Source organism: Hymenobacter montanus (genome assembly GCF_014699115.1).
GTDB lineage: Bacteria > Bacteroidota > Bacteroidia > Cytophagales > Hymenobacteraceae > Hymenobacter > Hymenobacter montanus.
This window is the reverse complement of record NZ_JACXAD010000017.1, coordinates 1-15,507: the sequence shown is the minus strand read 5'-3', so window position 1 is coordinate 15,507 and position 15,507 is coordinate 1. Positions and strand designations below refer to the sequence as shown.

Genomic DNA, 15,507 nt, shown 5'->3' with positions numbered 1-15,507 from the left:
TTTTCTGGGGTTTTAAACCACCAAAGACGAGCTTACCGGCCGTTTGTGCGGCGTAGAACTCGCCAAGGGGTTGAATCCTTGGCGAGTCACTCATAATTAAGCAGTTGCGACCTCTAAATGCACCGGCACGGAGTAGTCGTCAAACTCCAGCACCGAACCGCCGTTTACCTCCGCCGCAAAAGTGAGGGCCAGGGCCTGCGTCTCGGTCCGGATGTAGTCGCCGAAGGTGGCCACAGCCGCTGCTAGCTCGGGCTGCTGGTCGGCCAGCGTGACGCGGATTTTGTCCTGTACCTCCAGGCCCGATTCTTTGCGCAGGTTCTGAAGGCGGTTCACCAGCTCGCGGGCCAGGCCTTCCTGGCGCAGCTCATCGGTCAGGGTTACGTCGAGGGCCACGGTCAGGGGGCCGTCGGTAGCCACCAGCCAGCCGGGCAGGTCGTCGGTGCGGATTTCTACGTCGTCGGGAGCCAGCATGATGGGTTGGCCTTCCACAAGTACGGCGAGGCTTCCCTCCTTCTCCAGCTGACTGATTTCGGCCGCCGTCATCTGCTGAATCCGGGCCCCCACCGCCTTCAGGCGCGGGCCGTACTGCTGGCCGAGGCGCTTGAAATTGGGCTTCACCGACTTCACCAGCACGCCACTCTCATCATCCAGGAATTCAATGTGTTTCACGTTGATCTCGGCGCAAATCAGGTCCTCCACGAGGCCGACCTGCTCTTTGGTCGTGTCGTTGAGTACCGGCACCAGGATACGCTGCAGGGGTTGGCGCACTTTCAGCACCGACTTCTTGCGCAGCGAATGCGCCAGCGAGCTGATGCGCTGAGCCAGCTCCATTCGCTCCTCCAGCCGCGGGTCGATGCGGGCGGAGTCAGCTTCCACTAGCAGGGTCAGGTGCACCGAGGCCACCGGCGGAACCTCACCCCCGGCGCCCGATTCGCTTGATGCACGAAGCCCCAGGAGCGGGGAGCCAGCCGTGAAGTTTTGCACCTGTTGCATATCCGGTGTCCCCTCTCCTGGGGAGAGGGGGTCAGGGGGTGAGGTTACCACCTGCGCCGTCATGTTCCGGTACAGCCACTCGCCGAAGAATGGCGCGATAGGCGACATCAGCTGGGCTACTACCACTAAGCATTCCTGCAGCGTCTCAAACGCGGCGCGCTTGTCAGTTGTCAGCTCGCCTTTCCAGAAACGGCGGCGGGAGAGGCGTACGTACCAGTTCGAAAGCTGGTCGGTTACGAAATCCTGGATGGCGCGGGCAGCCTTCGTGGGGTCGTAGCCGTCGAGGTGGGCGCGCACTTCCACAATCAGCGACTGCAGCTTGCTCAGAATCCAACGGTCCAGCTCGCTCAGCTCAGCCAGGGGCACGCGCTCGAATTCGCGGGCCTGGAAATCGTCGAGGTTGGCGTAAAGCGCATAGAACGAGTAGGTATTGAACAGCGTGCCGAAGAAGCGGCGCTGCACCTCGGTTATGCCCGCCGGGTCAAACCGGAGGTTGTCCCACGGTGGCGCGTTGGCGATGAGGTACCAGCGGGTAGCATCGGGTCCGAACTGCTGGATGGTGGCAAACGGGTCGACGGCGTTGCCCAGGCGCTTGCTCATCTTCTGGCCGTCCTTGGCCAGCACCAGGCCGTTGGCGATGACGTTTTTAAAGGCCACGGAGTCTTCCAGCATCACGGCCAGCGCGTGCAGGGTAAAGAACCAGCCGCGGGTCTGGTCCACGCCTTCGGCAATGAAGTCGGCGGGGAAGTTCTTCCGGAATGTCGCGTCGTTTTCGAGGGGGTAATGCCACTGCGCGTAAGGCATGGCGCCGCTATCGAACCACACGTCGATGAGGTCGGGCTCGCGGTACATGGGTTGGCCTGAGGGCGAGACCAGGAAGATGTCGTCAACGTAGGGGCGGTGGAGGTCCACACCCAAGGCAAGCGGCACTGGCTGATACGAGTCGGAATCGCTTGGGTCCGCCTGCACATTATAGCGCAGCGTGGCCCAATCAATCGAGGCTATGTGCAATTGGGATGTGTCGCCTATTGGGCCAGCGTGTTGAAAGCTAACCGTTCCGTCGTTCGCGGCCGTTCCGAGCTCGAACCAGCCCTCGTACTTCCCGCCATCGGTCGTGTCAAAATATACCCGGTAGCCCACATCGGCTAGCTCGCGCACGGCTGACTGCCGCAAAGCGGCGGTTGTCATGACCTCTGCCGCCACGGCCTTATCAATCTCGGCGCTCAGTTCGGCGATGCTGCCGATGCAGATTTCCTCCGTCCCGTCCTGGGTGCGCCAGATGGGCAGGGGCGTGCCCCAGTAGCGCGAGCGGCTGAGGTTCCAGTCCACCAGGTTTTCGAGCCAGTTGCCGAAGCGGCCGGCGCCGGTGCTCTCGGGCTTCCAGTTGATGGTTTGGTTGAGCTCGATGAGCCGGTCCTTTACCGCCGTGGTTTTGATGAACCAGGAGTCGAGCGGATAGTAGAGCACGGGCTTGTCGGTGCGCCAGCAGTGCGGGTAGGTGTGCTCGTACTTCTCCACTTTGAAGGCCGTGCCCTCGCGCTTCATCTTGATGACGATGTCCTCATCCAACGTCTTGTAGTCGGCGCCGGACTGGTCGTGGCCGTCGTAGTTCTTCACCCAGCGGCCCCCGAACTCGCCCATCTGGGGCACGTAGCGGCCCGTCCGGTCCACGATAGGGCCGAGCTTGCCTTCGGCGTCGGGCACGAGCAGCGCGGGAATGTCGTTCTGCTGGGCCACGCGGAAGTCATCAGCGCCGAACGTGGGGGAGATGTGGACGATACCGGTTCCGTCGTCGGTGGTCACGAAGTCGCCGGGGATGACCCGGAAGGCTTTTTCTTCGCCCTCGAAAGCGGGGAAGCCTTCTTTAGTGCCGAACAGGCGCTCATAGTTGATGCCAACCAAATCTCTGCCTTTGAATTCAGCTAAGATCTTAGGTCTGATGGCTTCAACAGTAGCCATAGCTTGTTTCACTGGGTCCAAAACAAGCGGGTCCTTTTCGAACTGCTTTACAAGGGCTCCAACGTTCGGTACATTAATTAATTTATCAACTAGGGCCTTGGCAGCAACAACAACAACCTTTTCATGCGTGTACTGATTTTCAGTTGCTAATAAGGCATAATCGATATTATTCCCCACTGCCAAGCCGGTATTAGCTGGCAAAGTCCAAGGCGTAGTCGTCCAGGCCAAGATGGACACTTTGGCGTCATCGCCAGCTAGTGAAAACAACTTCTCCGACTTCTCGTCCCGCTTCACCTTGAATTGTGCCACCACGGTCGTATCCTTCACGTCGCGGTAGGTGCCGGGCTGGTTTAGCTCGTGCGAGCTGAGGCCGGTGCCGGCGGCCGGCGAGTAAGGCTGGATGGTGTAGCCCTTGTAGAGCAAGCCCTTATCGTACAGCTTCTTGAGCAGCGCCCAGCAGCTTTCGATGTACTCCGGCTCGAAGGTCACGTAAGGGTCGTTGAGGTCGACCCAGTAGCCCATTTTCTCGGTCAGGTCGTCCCACTGCGCCTTGAACCGCATGACGGTTTCGCGGCAGCGCTGGTTGTACTCCTCCACGCTGATTTTCTTGCCGATGTCCTCCTTGGTGATGCCCAGCTCCTTTTCCACCTGCAGCTCGATGGGCAGCCCGTGGGTGTCCCAGCCGCCTTTGCGGGGCACTTGCTTACCCAGCAGGGTCTGATAGCGGCAGAAGATGTCCTTCACCGTGCGGGCCATCACGTGGTGGATGCCGGGGGCGCCGTTGGCGGAGGGTGGTCCTTCGTAAAACACGAACGTGGGCTGGCCCTCGCGGCTGCTCACGCTCTTCTCAAAGATGCCGTGCTCCTTCCACCAGGCGAGGATTTCTTCGCCCACCTGGCCATAATTGAGCGGCTGCTTGTATTCGGGGTATTTCATTTTTTGCTCTTTCAACTCTTTATCTATTGACCTTCATGCAGAAGGCAGCGAACCTACACTCGGCCTAGCCAAGCAGCTTGCCAGCAACAGTGATTACTGCTGTTGCAAAAAAGCGGGCCAGGTGCTGCGCTCGGCATGACATTCTTCTTTTAACCGCACCCAGCTTTAGCTTCTTAAGCCGCCCCGGGTCTTCACGGTCATTTTATCCAGGTTTAGCTCCAAATCGTCGTCTTCCTCGTGATACGACTCGTCGTAGTGCCGCACCAGTGCTTTGTTGTGGATCAGGTTGCCCTTGCCGTGCTCGAAGGTGACCAACAGGCAGGGCAACAAAATCAGGTTGGAAAAATTCGTAATCAGCAGCGAAGCCGACATCAGCAGGCCCAGCGCTTTGGTGCCGCCAAACTCGCTGAAGGCAAAGATGCTGAAGCCCACCAACAGCACGATGCTGGTGTAAATCATGCTGGTGCCCGCTTCGCTCAGCGTTACCGATACGGCTTCGCGCACCCGGTGGCCATTCAGGGCCATTTCCTGCCGGAACTTAGCGAGCAGGTGAATGGAATTATCCCCGTCAATACCCAGGGCGATAACGAAAATCAAGGCCGTGCCGGGCTTGAGCGGCAGGTTGAAATACCCCATGATGCCGGCCGTAAGAATCAAGGTCACCGCGTTGGGAATCAGGGCAAACAGCACCGTGCGGGCCGAGCGAAACAGAATCAAAACCACCAGGCCCACCAGGCCGAAGGCCAGAAACAGGCTGTCGCGCAGCGTATTGATGATGTATTCGTTGCCTTTGGTGAACAGGATGGTGGTACCGGTGGGCCGCACATCCATGCCCGTACCGTTGAAGATGCGGTGCATCTCGGGCAGGATTTTGTTGTTCATCAGCGTGTCGAGGTTGCGCGAGCCGATGTCGGCAATCTTCAGGCTGATGCGGGCCCGCTGCCCGGTGCTGTCGACGAAGGAGCGGAGCAGCTTGCTGTCCATGCCCGCGCCCGTGCCTTTGGAATTGGCCAGGCTGCTGAGAATGAAGTTCTTCTCGGTATTATCGGGCAGGCGGTAGAATTGGGGGTCGCCGTTGTAATATGCTTGGGTGGTGGCCTTCAGAAAAGCAACGATGCTGATGGGCGACGTGACCTCGGGCTGCGTGCGCAGGTAGTTCTCGAACTGGTTGATTTTTTCCAGGTTTTTGAGCTTGAGCAAGCCGCGCGGCTTGTGGGTGTCGACCACGAATTCGAGCGGCATCACCCCATTGAAGTGGCGCTCAAAAAAGGTCAGGTCGGAGTTTACGGAGCTGTTCTTGGGTAGGTCATCCACCATGAACGACACCGATTCGATGCGCCGAATGCCCACGGCCGCCCCCAGCACCAGCCCCAGCGCCACCACGTACACCGTGGGGCGGCGGTCCATCACCAGGTGGTCGAAGAACTCCAGCAGCTTGGTGAGCGGGGTCGCATCGAGGTGCTCCAACTGCTTGGGCGTGGGCGGCGGCAGGTAGGTAAATACCGCCGGAATCAGCAGGAAGCTGATGACAAAGGCCACGAAAATGTTGACGGTGGCGACCAGCCCGAATTGAAACAGGATGGCAATGTCGGTGAAACAAAACACGAAAAAGCCCACCGCCGTGGTCGTGTTGTTCATCAGCGTCACGAGGCCGATTTTCCGGATCACCCGGGTCATGGCCAGCATCTGGTTGCCCGATTTGCGGTAGTCGTAGTGGTAGCGCGAGAGCAGATAGGTGCAGTTCGGAATGCCGATAACGATGATTAAGCTCGGAATCAGCCCGGTGAGCAGGTTGATCTTGTAGCCCAGCAGCACGATGGACCCGATGGCCCACACCGCCGTGACGCCGACCACCAGCAGCGGAAACACCACCGCGGCCCAAGTCCGGAAGAACGCCAGCAGCGTAATCCCGGTCACCACCAGGGCCAGGATGGTGAAGAAGGTCATCTCCGAGCCCACCTTGCTGGTCATGGTGTAGCGCACGTAGGGCAGGCCCGCGTAGTGCAGGCGGATGTTGGTCTTCTGCTCGAAGACCCGGGCAAAGCCTAAAATATTCTTCATCACGGCCTGGCGGCGCGACGAGTTGAGGTACTTGGCGTCCAGGGTCAGGGCCAGCAGCGTGGCCCCGGTGGTCGGGCTGATGAGCTGCCCTTTGTAGAACTCCACCCGGTTTACCTCGCGCATCAGGCTGTCCAGCTCGGCCTGGGTACGCGGAAAAGTCTTGAAAATGGGCGTGGCCCGAAACTGGTTGGTAGCGGTGTCTTTGCGAATAGCCAGCAGCTTGGTCACGCTCAGTACGCCGTTCACCCCTTCCATTCTGGCCAGGGTATCGGTCAGGCTGCGCAGTTCGTTGAAGTTGCCCAACTGGTACACGGCACTGTCTTGCAGGCCCAGCACCAACACGTTAGCGTCTTCGCCAAACTGTTTTTTGAATTGCTGAAAATAGACCATGTCCGGGTCTTGCGGGCTCACCACCTGGGCAAAGTCGTAGGTCATCTCCACATCCTTGGCTTTCCAGGCCATGAACACAGTGATAAGGGCCAGCACCGCGACCAGCGAACGGCGGAACCGAATAATGAATAGCGCGAGATTAGCCCACATAAGTCATATAAAAAGGCGAAGTTACGCAAGGGGGAGGCGGCTATATTTTCTAATCAGCCGGCGTCTAGCGGTGCCAGGCATAAATCGGTCGCTTCCACCCCCCTGAAGCATGGTTTTTTGGGAGTGTTATTCACAGCAAAAAGCCCCAACTTTCGGAAAAGTCGGGGCTTGCCAACCGTAGGCGTAGAACGAACTGACCGAACCACGCGCGGACTCTGCGAGTCCGCGTTACTACAGCTTCTCAAAAATCCGGCGGAAGCTTACGGCCTCGCTGATGTAGCGGCGCAGCTCGGCGATGGGCATTCGAACCTGCTCGCGCGAGTCGCGGTCCCGCACTGTCACCGTGTCGTCCTCCAGGGTCTGGTGGTCGACGGCGATGCAGAAGGGCGTACCGATGAGGTCCTGGCGGGTGTAGCGCTTGCCGATGGCGTCGCGCTCCTCCAGCACCAGGCGGAAGTCGAAGCGCAGGTCGTCGAAAATAGCCTGGGCTTTCTCGGGCAGGCCATCTTTACGCACCAGCGGGAAAATGGCGGCTTTCACCGGAGCCAGGGCCGGGTGCAGGCGCAGCACGGTGCGCGTCTTGGTTTGCTGGGCCTCGCCCTCCCCTTCCGTGATGGTTTCTTCGGCGAAAGCCTGGCAAAGGGTGGCCAGAAACAGGCGGTCGGCGCCGACGGAGGTTTCCACTACGTAAGGCACGTAGTTGCCGTAGGGCTTGCCGGTGGCCGGGTCCACGTCGTTGTCGAAGTACTGCTGCTTTTTACGGCTCAGGTGCTGGTGCTGGGCCAGGTCGAAGTCGGAGCGGGAGTGAATACCTTCGATTTCCTTGAAGCCGAAGGGGAACTCGTACTCGATGTCGACGGCCGCTTTGGCGTAGTGGGCCAGCTTGTCGTGGTCGTGGAAGCGCAGCTTGTCGGCCGGCAGGCCCAGGGCTTCGTGGAAGCGGCGGCGGGCGGCCTTCCAGGTGTCGTACCACTCGCCTTCGGTGCCGGGGCGCACGAAGAACTGCATCTCCATCTGCTCGAACTCTCGCATGCGGAAGATGAACTGCCGGGCCACAATCTCGTTGCGGAAAGCCTTACCGATTTGGGCAATGCCGAAGGGAATCTTCATGCGGGCCGACTTCTGCACGTTCAGGAAGTTCACGAAGATGCCCTGGGCCGTTTCGGGGCGCAGGTACACCGGCGGCGCGTCAGCGTCTATCGCTGAACCCTGTGTAGAATACATCAAATTGAATTGACGAGCTTCAGTCCAGTTAGTAGAGCCTGTACCAGGCTCAGATATATTTGCTTGCTTTATAGCATTACTGAGAGAGTGAGGTGTTCCTATTTGCAAAGCAGTAGTCAGAAGACCAATCATATTTTCTGCCTCAGAAATTCTGTCTTCGTACGAATTCCAAGTTCCATCAGGAATGGAATTAGGTATGCTTTGCTTGAACTTCAAACCCTCAATCTCCTTTTGAAGCGCGACAATTTTCTCCTCAACAAGCACGTCGGCCCGGTAGCGCTTTTTGCTGTCGAGGTTATCAATCAATGGGTCGTTGAAGCCTGCGACGTGGCCGCTGGCCTCCCAGGTCTGGGGCGCCATAAAAATGGCCGCGTCGATGCCCACGACGTCGTGGTGCAGCTGGGTCATAGTCTCCCACCACAGGCGCTTCAGGTTATTTTTCAATTCCACGCCGTTGGGGCCGTAGTCGTACACGGCGGCCAGGCCGTCGTAGATTTCCGATGACTGGAATACAAAGCCGTATTCCTTGGCGTGGGCCACGATATCCTTGAGCTGGGTAGTTTCGAGTGCTGAGTTCATGCCCACAAAAGTAGGCCGCTACCGCCCAAGCTGATGCTGCCCCGGGGCCCCAAGGCCGGGCTCCGGCCCCGGCTCGCCGTCAGGAAACAATTCGGTAACATACCGGGGCCGGACCGCCTCCCTACCTTTGACGTATCATTTAATCTAGATTTCCATCAATCCACTCTTTATGTTTGGTTTAGAACCTCACGTGCTGCTGCTTCTCGGGGTGTGTTTGTTAGCCGCCTGCGCGTTCGAGTTCGTCAATGGCTTCCACGATACCGCCAATGCCGTGGCTACGGTTATTTACACCAACACGCTGCGGCCCTGGGTGGCGGTGGTGTGGTCGGCCTTCTGGAACTTCATCGGCGTATTCAGCGGGGGTATTGCCGTAGCCATGGGCATTGTGTACCTGCTGCCGGTCGAGAGCCTGATCGACGTCAATGTGTATCACGGCATCGCCATGGTCGGGGCCCTCATCCTGGGGGCCATTATCTGGAATGTCGGCACCTGGTACTACGGCATTCCGGCTTCGAGCTCCCACGCCCTCATTGGCTCTATTTTGGGCGTCGGCATCGCCTTTTCGCTGCTGCCGGGCTCCCGTGGTGCGGCCGTGAACTGGGGCAAAGCCGGCGAAACGGGCATTGCCTTGCTCGTGGGCCCGCTGCTGGGCTTCGCGCTCACCATTGGCATGATGTTCCTGTTTAAGCGCTTCGTGCCCAGCAAGGCCATTTTTAAGGAGCCTCACAAGCGCAAGCCCCCACCCCTCTGGATTCGGCTACTGCTCATTATAACCTGCACGCTGGTGAGCTTTTTCCACGGCTCGAACGATGGCCAGAAGGGCGTTGGGCTGATTATGCTGATCCTCATTGGTATCGTGCCCACTTACTTCGCCCTGGACCAAACCAAAAACCCGCTCGACCTGCGCGAGTCCCTGGGCAAAGTAGAATACGTAATAAGCCGCGTAAACCGCGACGAGCTCAGCCCCAACGATCAGAAAAACCTGGCCGAAGTACAGGCCCAAACGACCGACCTCAACCGCATCTTCGCGGGCAAAACCACCATTCAGGAGCTACCCCAGCGCACCCGTTTCGAAATCCGGCGCGACGTACTGCTGCTGGCCAACCGCGCCAAAAAGCTCCTCAGCTCTCCCAACGTGAGCCTGAGCACGCAGGACCGGGGCATTTACGACGCCGCTATTGCCAACATGCGCACCTTCACCGACTACGCTCCGTGGTGGGTGCTGCTGGTAGTTAGCCTCTCGCTGGCCTGCGGCACCATGATTGGCTGGCAGCGCATCGTGAAAACCATTGGCGAGCGCATCGGCAAGGAACACCTGAGCTACGCCCAAGGGGCTTCGTCTGAGCTGGTGGCCGCGGCCATGATTGGCGTGAGCACCCAGTTCGGACTACCTTCCTCCACCACCCACGTACTCACGTCATCTATCGCCGGCTCCATGGTGGCCAGCCGCGGCGTGAAGAACATCAACCCGCAAATGGTTCGCAACATTGCGCTGGCCTGGGTACTTACCCTACCCGTCACGATGGTGCTATCGGGCTTGCTCTTCCTCCTGTTCCGCGCCATTCTTGGATAATTGAACTCTACTGCACAGCATGTAAAAAGGCTGCTCCGGTTGGAGCAGCCTTTTTTAATTAAAGAAAGAATTAACAGGAGTACCTGTTCGATAAAGCTTCATAAACAGTAGGTAAACTAGCTGCTTTCATCTACTTATCCACTTATCCACAGCTGAAAGTCGGGATAATGTGGATAACCTTAAACTTACTGGGGCCACAGTACTTCCATATCGTCATTAATGAAAACGCCGAAATTGACGAACTGCAGTTCTCCCTCTTCGAAATACAGGTCAATCATCGACTTCTCGTAGGAAAGGCGTACTGCTCCCTCTTCCATGGTTTCAAGCTCGGGCTCCGGCTGGTTGTTGCGCTGCATCAAGGCCTTTACCTGGTCCAGGCTGAGGCCGTGAATGGCTTCGCCGAAGAGGCGCATGTTGGGGTTGTCGGTTTCGATGCAGCTTAGGCGGAAGTCGTCTTCGCGATCGAAGTAGAGCGACAGCAGGTAGTCGTCTTCGTGGTAGTTCCAGGCCTGGTGCTCGAAATCGTCGTCTTCATCCGACTCCTCAATCTCTTCGGGCTCGCCGACCAGGGTACGAACTTCGTCCATGGTGGCTCCAAAGCGCAAAGGGCCCATGCCGGTACCCAGAATAATTTCGTTTTCCTCGATGCTGGAGGGTTGGGACTTGCTCATACAGTTGAGATGAAAGGATGGGGCAAAGGTAGTTGTTGGTGCTTGGGTGTTGGTGCCTAGTGCTTGGTGCTTGGTGCTTGGCTGTTCTGATATGAATCTATTCTGGGTCCAGGCACCAGGCACCAAGCACCAACTCACTTGCCATATTTCTTGATGAAGGCTTCTTTCTGTCGCAGATACTCGGGATGGGTTTTGGCTTGGTCCCACTTGCGCTTAAAAATAGCCGCGGCGGCCACTTTATCCTCATCTGGGTGGTTGGTGCGGGGTAGTTCGGGGCGGCCGTGGGCCCCGCTCTGCCCCTTCTTGTCGGCGGGCACGGGCCCGGCGTATTTCTTGCCGCCGCGGTGGTTGGCGTAGCGGCGGGCTCTGGTAAAGCCCATCTGAATAAACTTCCGAGCCATGTCGGCTCCCACAAAATCATGAGCCTTCAAATACGCCTCAAACAACGCGTAAATCGCCTCGGACGACTCGGTAGCCGCCGCGGCATCTTTGAAGCGCCAGTGGGGCAGGATTTCGCCCTTGTAGGGTTGCACCAGCAGCACGCCCTGCTCGCCCCGGCCCACGCGATACAACTCGGGGTGCTGGCGAAAATCGACAGTGTGGAAATCTAGCGTGTAATCGAACGGCATCGGGCGCTATACGAAAACCGGGTAGTATCAGGATGTCGGATCCCGGCAACTCCTCAGAACCGGGACCAAACCATAATCCTTTTCTAAAAATCCTCTTTTGTTGCCATCCATCATTCTTTAGAGTTACCAGTAGGTCGGAAGCACTTCATCATCACAATCAGTGTGGTTACTAAGCCGGAAACCATCTATAACCGCATGGTCGCTGTGACTATTGATGTATGGAAGGATGCCCAGCCGATTCTGAATCTCTTGAAGCGCCGCCTCCAGCCGTGGTGCGTTAAGTTTCCACACTGCGGGCTGTGGCTGGGCTAGAAGGGTATAAGGAAGCCACGCATCGCTCTGCGTGCAGACGTTAACAATATGGGCATCCAGGGTTTTCCCCCATAACCAGGTAACATCAGGTTGTTCCTGTTCCTGCCCATCAGCATCCAAAACAACCCCTGCTCCCATCATATACAAGTCAATCGGATAAAGAAAGGAACGCTGCTGCTCTAGTTTATCCAAGGCTTTCTCGCAGTAAGTTACCAGCTCTCGACTACCAATCTCTTGGGGAATGGCGACGGTAACATCTGGCTCCTCCACCCTGACTGTATCACCGGTATCCGGGTTGGGGCGCAGCCAGCCTTCGAAGATTACTCTGGAAGGTCGAAACAGGTCGTGCACTTCCAGCACAAGGGCCGCTGACTGACACATTTCCAGGAGTTGGTGCAGCTCCGTGCGACTAGTTGGAGAGACCAGGCGTCGGCGATCCTCGAACCACCAGTCTGCTACAATTCCTTTTTTTCTATTGAAAATCATTCGTCAGGTTCGTTTACGCGCAGTTTTATCGACAATTAGAGCATTGTCTTTACTTATTTCTGTGGTTTGAAACGTTAAAAATCTGATAAGTTAAATTTTGGAAACAGTTGGAGCATAATCGTTTTATACCAGAAACCGACTCATTGGTAATTACATCGTCGTTCATTTTTTATTCTTGTATATCCCGTTGTATTTTTAAGCCATTTGCATTTCTGTGAAAATTAATCATTGCCGAAATGAAGTTGAAATTACTTTAAGTTGCATCTAATTCTTTCTGGATTACCAGAACATTAAATCCACAGAGCAACATCAATTAATTGATTTCAAGATTGGTCAGCATTTGGCGAAATTGCTGTATATAAATAAATTCTCTCGAAAGGCTAAAATTAAGGCATTTCAATTGCTTTTCATTTAAACTAGAGATTTTGAAACTATCTCTAAGTACGCGACACCCAGTTATCAGTTAACTGTATTAAGTATTAAACTTATGCTAATTTTGTTACCAACGTGGCCTATCATTCGATTTGCGCGATTGCATCTACTGGCAACACATTACCATTGATCACAGACATAATTCCCGGTAGATAATGGTCCATCATCATCACGTTACCGTAAACTAAGGATCCAATCAGGGCTGAACTCAAATTGTCATTCTCGACCTCAGCGTTGGTTTTGTAACGAATTTCCCCATTAGCAAAATCTAGCTCGAAGTTGCCGAATACCATGCCGAAATTAGCTCTTGTCAGAAACTCTGCAATCTCTAATCGTTTATTTTCTGGTACTTTGATGGGGCAAATTGAGTAGAAAACAAATTGCTGTTGTGATTCTCTAGCTTTGGCATAGCAATTCAATTGCCCATTTTGACCCGGGAACTCCATTCGTAAGATTGGTTCTTCTTCAAGCTCAATGAATTCCCAGTCATCTTCTTTAAAAAATTTGACTATTTTCTGAAATATTTTACCTTTATTTTCTATCATTTTAAGTGCTTTTATGCTTAAAATGAGCCTATTATAGGCCTATAATATTTAGTTATCAATTAATGAAAAAATTTCCCGTACTAATTCTTTTGCTTCTTCCATTTTCTGGACAATAAGCTCTTTCTCTGGAATGTCTTGATTTGCTTCTAAAAATTTTGGGGTCGCAGAAATAAGGAAGTCTGACTTACATGATTCCTTCCAAGTCATAAATAAAGTATAAATGTCTGCCAATGCGTCAGTATATCTATTCAGAAGGTAGTTATTTATGTAACGGTCATACTTTTCCTTAATTGGTGTAAATAAAGTCACTAATTCGTGTAATTTATTTTTATAGCTCATTATTTTATCCTGCAAAACTTGAGGGCTATTTAGAACTATTGCAGTATGTATTTGTATATATTTTTCTATCTCAAACAAAAAAATATACCGAAAAAGAATCCTCCTGCTTATGATAACCCATGAAATTTATAGCATCCTTAAAATAATATATGGCAGGATCATTCCCATCGGTAAGTTTTAAGAAACGAACGAATTCTCCGCCATGGTGCTGATAAATCATAAACATATCCGCAGCAAACGCTCCTTTCAAGCTGCCATTATATCCATCACTTTCCATTAATTTTTCTAACTCCCTTTTTTTTTGCATTCTCAGAACATGGGAATAGAAAAAATTCTCTCCTTGGAGGAAAAATGCCAGCCCGTGTCCGCAAAATCGGAGAAATTCCACATACGCACCAGGTAGTTTTAAGCCATTAGGAAGTTCTTGTTCTATTGCTTGGATTTCTTGGTCAGAACAGCCTTTAAACTCCCAATCTTCAAATGTATTAAGGGCCTTAATCTTCTCAATACTTTTATCTAAGTACATACCCCATCCTCCTTGTCATTAAAGATTATGATTAATTCTTCACCATTCCCACTAAATTGATTTTCAAGTTACTAAACCTCTTCTAAGATACAGACAAACGCATTATCTCATTCTGAGGCTAAGTTTCGTGAATCATGTTTTTAACGTTGTATGTAACTTATCACCTGCCAAATTTTGGTTGAAGTCATTGTGTTCTCTCCCAGCGGTTGTCGGGCTAAATTTAACTCAGGGGGCTCCACTCGCTAAAGGTCCAATCGGTTAGCAGGTCATCGAGGTGCGTATTTCCTGGTGGGTCTACCTTGTCCCTATCTCGATATGCCTCAACAACGACGTCTTCCCAACAGCAAGTGCCCGGCTTCCTGATGAAGCAGAAGGGCAGTTCCTTCCATACATTAGCGATGGCCAGGCACTCATATTGCTCTTTGGGGTCATAAGAAACTTTTCTTAAGCCTAAGACTCTGGGGGAGTCACAGAACTCTTTCAAAGTCCGATCCAGTGATGACAGGAACGCCCCATTCTTGAGCAACATGAATCCGTGTACTTGCCATAAGCGCTTTAGGCTGGCTGGAATCTTTCCGGTAGACTGCTCAAAAGCCTCGATCTGCTCGATCGGCGTCGGCAAACCAGCCAGCATAAAGCCATCTTCGAAGTATTGGGCGATGTCGGGGGGGTAGTCGTCGAAGTCACCTTTATTCCAATCCTGAATGTAGTAGACAAGCATGGGACCTAACCGACCATTAGTTACTATCATATTCAACGTGGACTGACTCAGGTACTCGACAAAGCGAGGCAATGCTTCACGCGCTTCACCCCAGAGCTCAGCAACAACAGCAGTGCAAGACGAGCCTGTTATTCGCAACCACGATGACGGGATTGCCTCTTCCTCCTGGAGCTTCGGAAGCTGTTCCGCGTCGTATAGGGTGTCGATAAAACCACCCCATTCCGTGAGCAAACGGCGTCGAAGGTCGTTTCCAGCTTTATCAGTTAGTATCATGTCTACGCTAAAACTTTGGGTGGATACGCTGCTGGGGTTAGCTTTTTCTTTTTTATGGCTGAAACGCGAACCCCGTCCATGTTATAGTAAGAATAATTCGCCTTCGTGGTAGTTACAGGCTTGGTGCTCAGAATCATCGTTGCCCGACCCTTCAGTCTCCTCGAGCTTGCCGACCAGCGTACGAACTTCGTTCATAGTGGCCCCCAAGTGTAAAGGGCGTATGCCCGGTACTCAGGATAATTTCTTTTTCCCGATGTTGGAAGGTTGGGCAGTGCTCATAAGGCTGAAATGCAGGAAAGTAGCAAAGGTGGAGGTTGGTGCGTGCGTGGTGCGTAGACCGTTCTGCTGATCTAGCATCCGCGAAGCCGAAGCATCTCGCGTGCATACAGAATTAATTTAATCGTTGAATCCGCCGACCTTCGATTCAACCGAAGTGAGAGAGATCTCGGTTCCGCTCGGCATCGTTGAAGCGCCATAAGGGCCGAATTTGGCCCTTGTATGGGGTACTAGCAGGAAGCTTTAGCCTACGCGATACAACTCGGGGAGCCGTCTGAAATATAAAATATTGAAATATAGCGCGTAATTAAACGGTATTAGGTGCCATACGGAAACCGCGTGGCATATGGATATCTGAACCGGGCCCAAACCCTTGAACCGGGCCCAAACCCTTGAACCGGGCCCAAACCCTTGAACCGGGCCCAAACCCTT

General features: G+C 54.1%; 11 protein-coding genes. 1 reads left to right on the top strand and 10 read right to left on the bottom strand.

Annotated features, from left to right (window positions below; genetic code table 11):
* Positions 1–96: 96 nt before the first annotated feature.
* The 3 genes from ileS to IC235_RS14835 form a co-directional block, all read right to left on the bottom strand.
* On the bottom strand, positions 97–3,888 hold the full coding sequence (gene ileS, locus IC235_RS14845) for an isoleucine--tRNA ligase (RefSeq protein ID WP_191005979.1): 3,792 nt from the start codon (positions 3,886–3,888) through the stop codon (positions 97–99).
* Between the two features lie 165 nt (positions 3,889–4,053).
* A complete protein-coding gene (locus IC235_RS14840; RefSeq protein ID WP_191005978.1) occupies positions 4,054–6,489 on the bottom strand; it encodes an efflux RND transporter permease subunit in 2,436 nt (811 codons plus the stop codon).
* 231 nt (positions 6,490–6,720) lie between these two features.
* The gene (locus IC235_RS14835) at positions 6,721–8,292 is read right to left on the bottom strand and encodes a glycine--tRNA ligase (RefSeq protein WP_191005977.1); all 1,572 of its coding nucleotides are present in this window, start codon (positions 8,290–8,292) and stop codon (positions 6,721–6,723) included.
* 169 nt (positions 8,293–8,461) lie between these two features.
* Here IC235_RS14835 and IC235_RS14830 point away from each other — a divergent pair, with 169 nt between their 5' ends.
* The gene (locus IC235_RS14830; RefSeq protein WP_191005976.1) at positions 8,462–9,865 is read left to right on the top strand and encodes an inorganic phosphate transporter; all 1,404 of its coding nucleotides are present in this window, start codon (positions 8,462–8,464) and stop codon (positions 9,863–9,865) included.
* A 185-nt stretch (positions 9,866–10,050) separates the two neighbouring features.
* Here the strand turns inward: IC235_RS14830 and IC235_RS14825 are convergent, their stop codons facing one another.
* The 7 genes from IC235_RS14825 to IC235_RS14795 all read right to left on the bottom strand — a co-directional run bounded on the left by IC235_RS14825 (position 10,051) and on the right by IC235_RS14795 (position 14,799).
* A complete protein-coding gene (locus IC235_RS14825) occupies positions 10,051–10,536 on the bottom strand; it encodes a hypothetical protein (protein WP_223847325.1) in 486 nt (161 codons plus the stop codon).
* 134 nt (positions 10,537–10,670) lie between these two features.
* Positions 10,671–11,165 (bottom strand): DUF4385 domain-containing protein, encoded by a 495-nt coding sequence (locus IC235_RS14820; RefSeq protein ID WP_191005975.1) that lies wholly within the window; start codon positions 11,163–11,165, stop codon positions 10,671–10,673.
* A gap of 123 nt (positions 11,166–11,288) precedes the next feature.
* Positions 11,289–11,963: a hypothetical protein gene (locus IC235_RS14815; protein WP_191005974.1), complete on the bottom strand. Its 675-nt coding sequence runs from the start codon at positions 11,961–11,963 to the stop codon at positions 11,289–11,291.
* A 515-nt stretch (positions 11,964–12,478) separates the two neighbouring features.
* On the bottom strand, positions 12,479–12,940 hold the full coding sequence (locus IC235_RS14810; protein ID WP_191005973.1) for a type III secretion system chaperone family protein: 462 nt from the start codon (positions 12,938–12,940) through the stop codon (positions 12,479–12,481).
* 48 nt (positions 12,941–12,988) lie between these two features.
* The gene (locus IC235_RS14805; protein WP_191005972.1) at positions 12,989–13,357 is read right to left on the bottom strand and encodes a hypothetical protein; all 369 of its coding nucleotides are present in this window, start codon (positions 13,355–13,357) and stop codon (positions 12,989–12,991) included.
* Complete coding sequence (locus tag IC235_RS14800; protein ID WP_191005971.1) at positions 13,350–13,805, bottom strand: SMI1/KNR4 family protein; 456 nt, start codon at positions 13,803–13,805, stop codon at positions 13,350–13,352. Before IC235_RS14800 ends, IC235_RS14805 begins: the two co-directional genes overlap by 8 nt.
* A 220-nt stretch (positions 13,806–14,025) precedes the next feature.
* Positions 14,026–14,799 (bottom strand): hypothetical protein, encoded by a 774-nt coding sequence (locus IC235_RS14795; RefSeq protein ID WP_191005970.1) that lies wholly within the window; start codon positions 14,797–14,799, stop codon positions 14,026–14,028.
* Positions 14,800–15,507 lie beyond the last annotated feature (708 nt).

Excerpts from the sequence above, each read along its gene's own strand:
- IC235_RS14800 (WP_191005971.1), bottom strand. The coding sequence starts at position 13,805 with ATGTACTTAGATAAAAGTATTGAGAAGATTAAGGCCCTTAATACATTT.
- IC235_RS14830 (WP_191005976.1), top strand. The coding sequence starts at position 8,462 with ATGTTTGGTTTAGAACCTCACGTGCTGCTGCTTCTCGGGGTGTGTTTG.
- IC235_RS14815 (WP_191005974.1), bottom strand. The coding sequence starts at position 11,963 with ATGATTTTCAATAGAAAAAAAGGAATTGTAGCAGACTGGTGGTTCGAG.
- IC235_RS14825 (WP_223847325.1), bottom strand. The coding sequence starts at position 10,536 with ATGAGCAAGTCCCAACCCTCCAGCATCGAGGAAAACGAAATTATTCTG.
- IC235_RS14810 (WP_191005973.1), bottom strand. The coding sequence starts at position 12,940 with ATGATAGAAAATAAAGGTAAAATATTTCAGAAAATAGTCAAATTTTTT.
- IC235_RS14840 (WP_191005978.1), bottom strand. The coding sequence starts at position 6,489 with ATGTGGGCTAATCTCGCGCTATTCATTATTCGGTTCCGCCGTTCGCTG.
- IC235_RS14835 (WP_191005977.1), bottom strand. The coding sequence starts at position 8,292 with ATGAACTCAGCACTCGAAACTACCCAGCTCAAGGATATCGTGGCCCAC.
- IC235_RS14795 (WP_191005970.1), bottom strand. The coding sequence starts at position 14,799 with ATGATACTAACTGATAAAGCTGGAAACGACCTTCGACGCCGTTTGCTC.
- ileS (WP_191005979.1), bottom strand. The coding sequence starts at position 3,888 with ATGAAATACCCCGAATACAAGCAGCCGCTCAATTATGGCCAGGTGGGC.
- IC235_RS14820 (WP_191005975.1), bottom strand. The coding sequence starts at position 11,165 with ATGCCGTTCGATTACACGCTAGATTTCCACACTGTCGATTTTCGCCAG.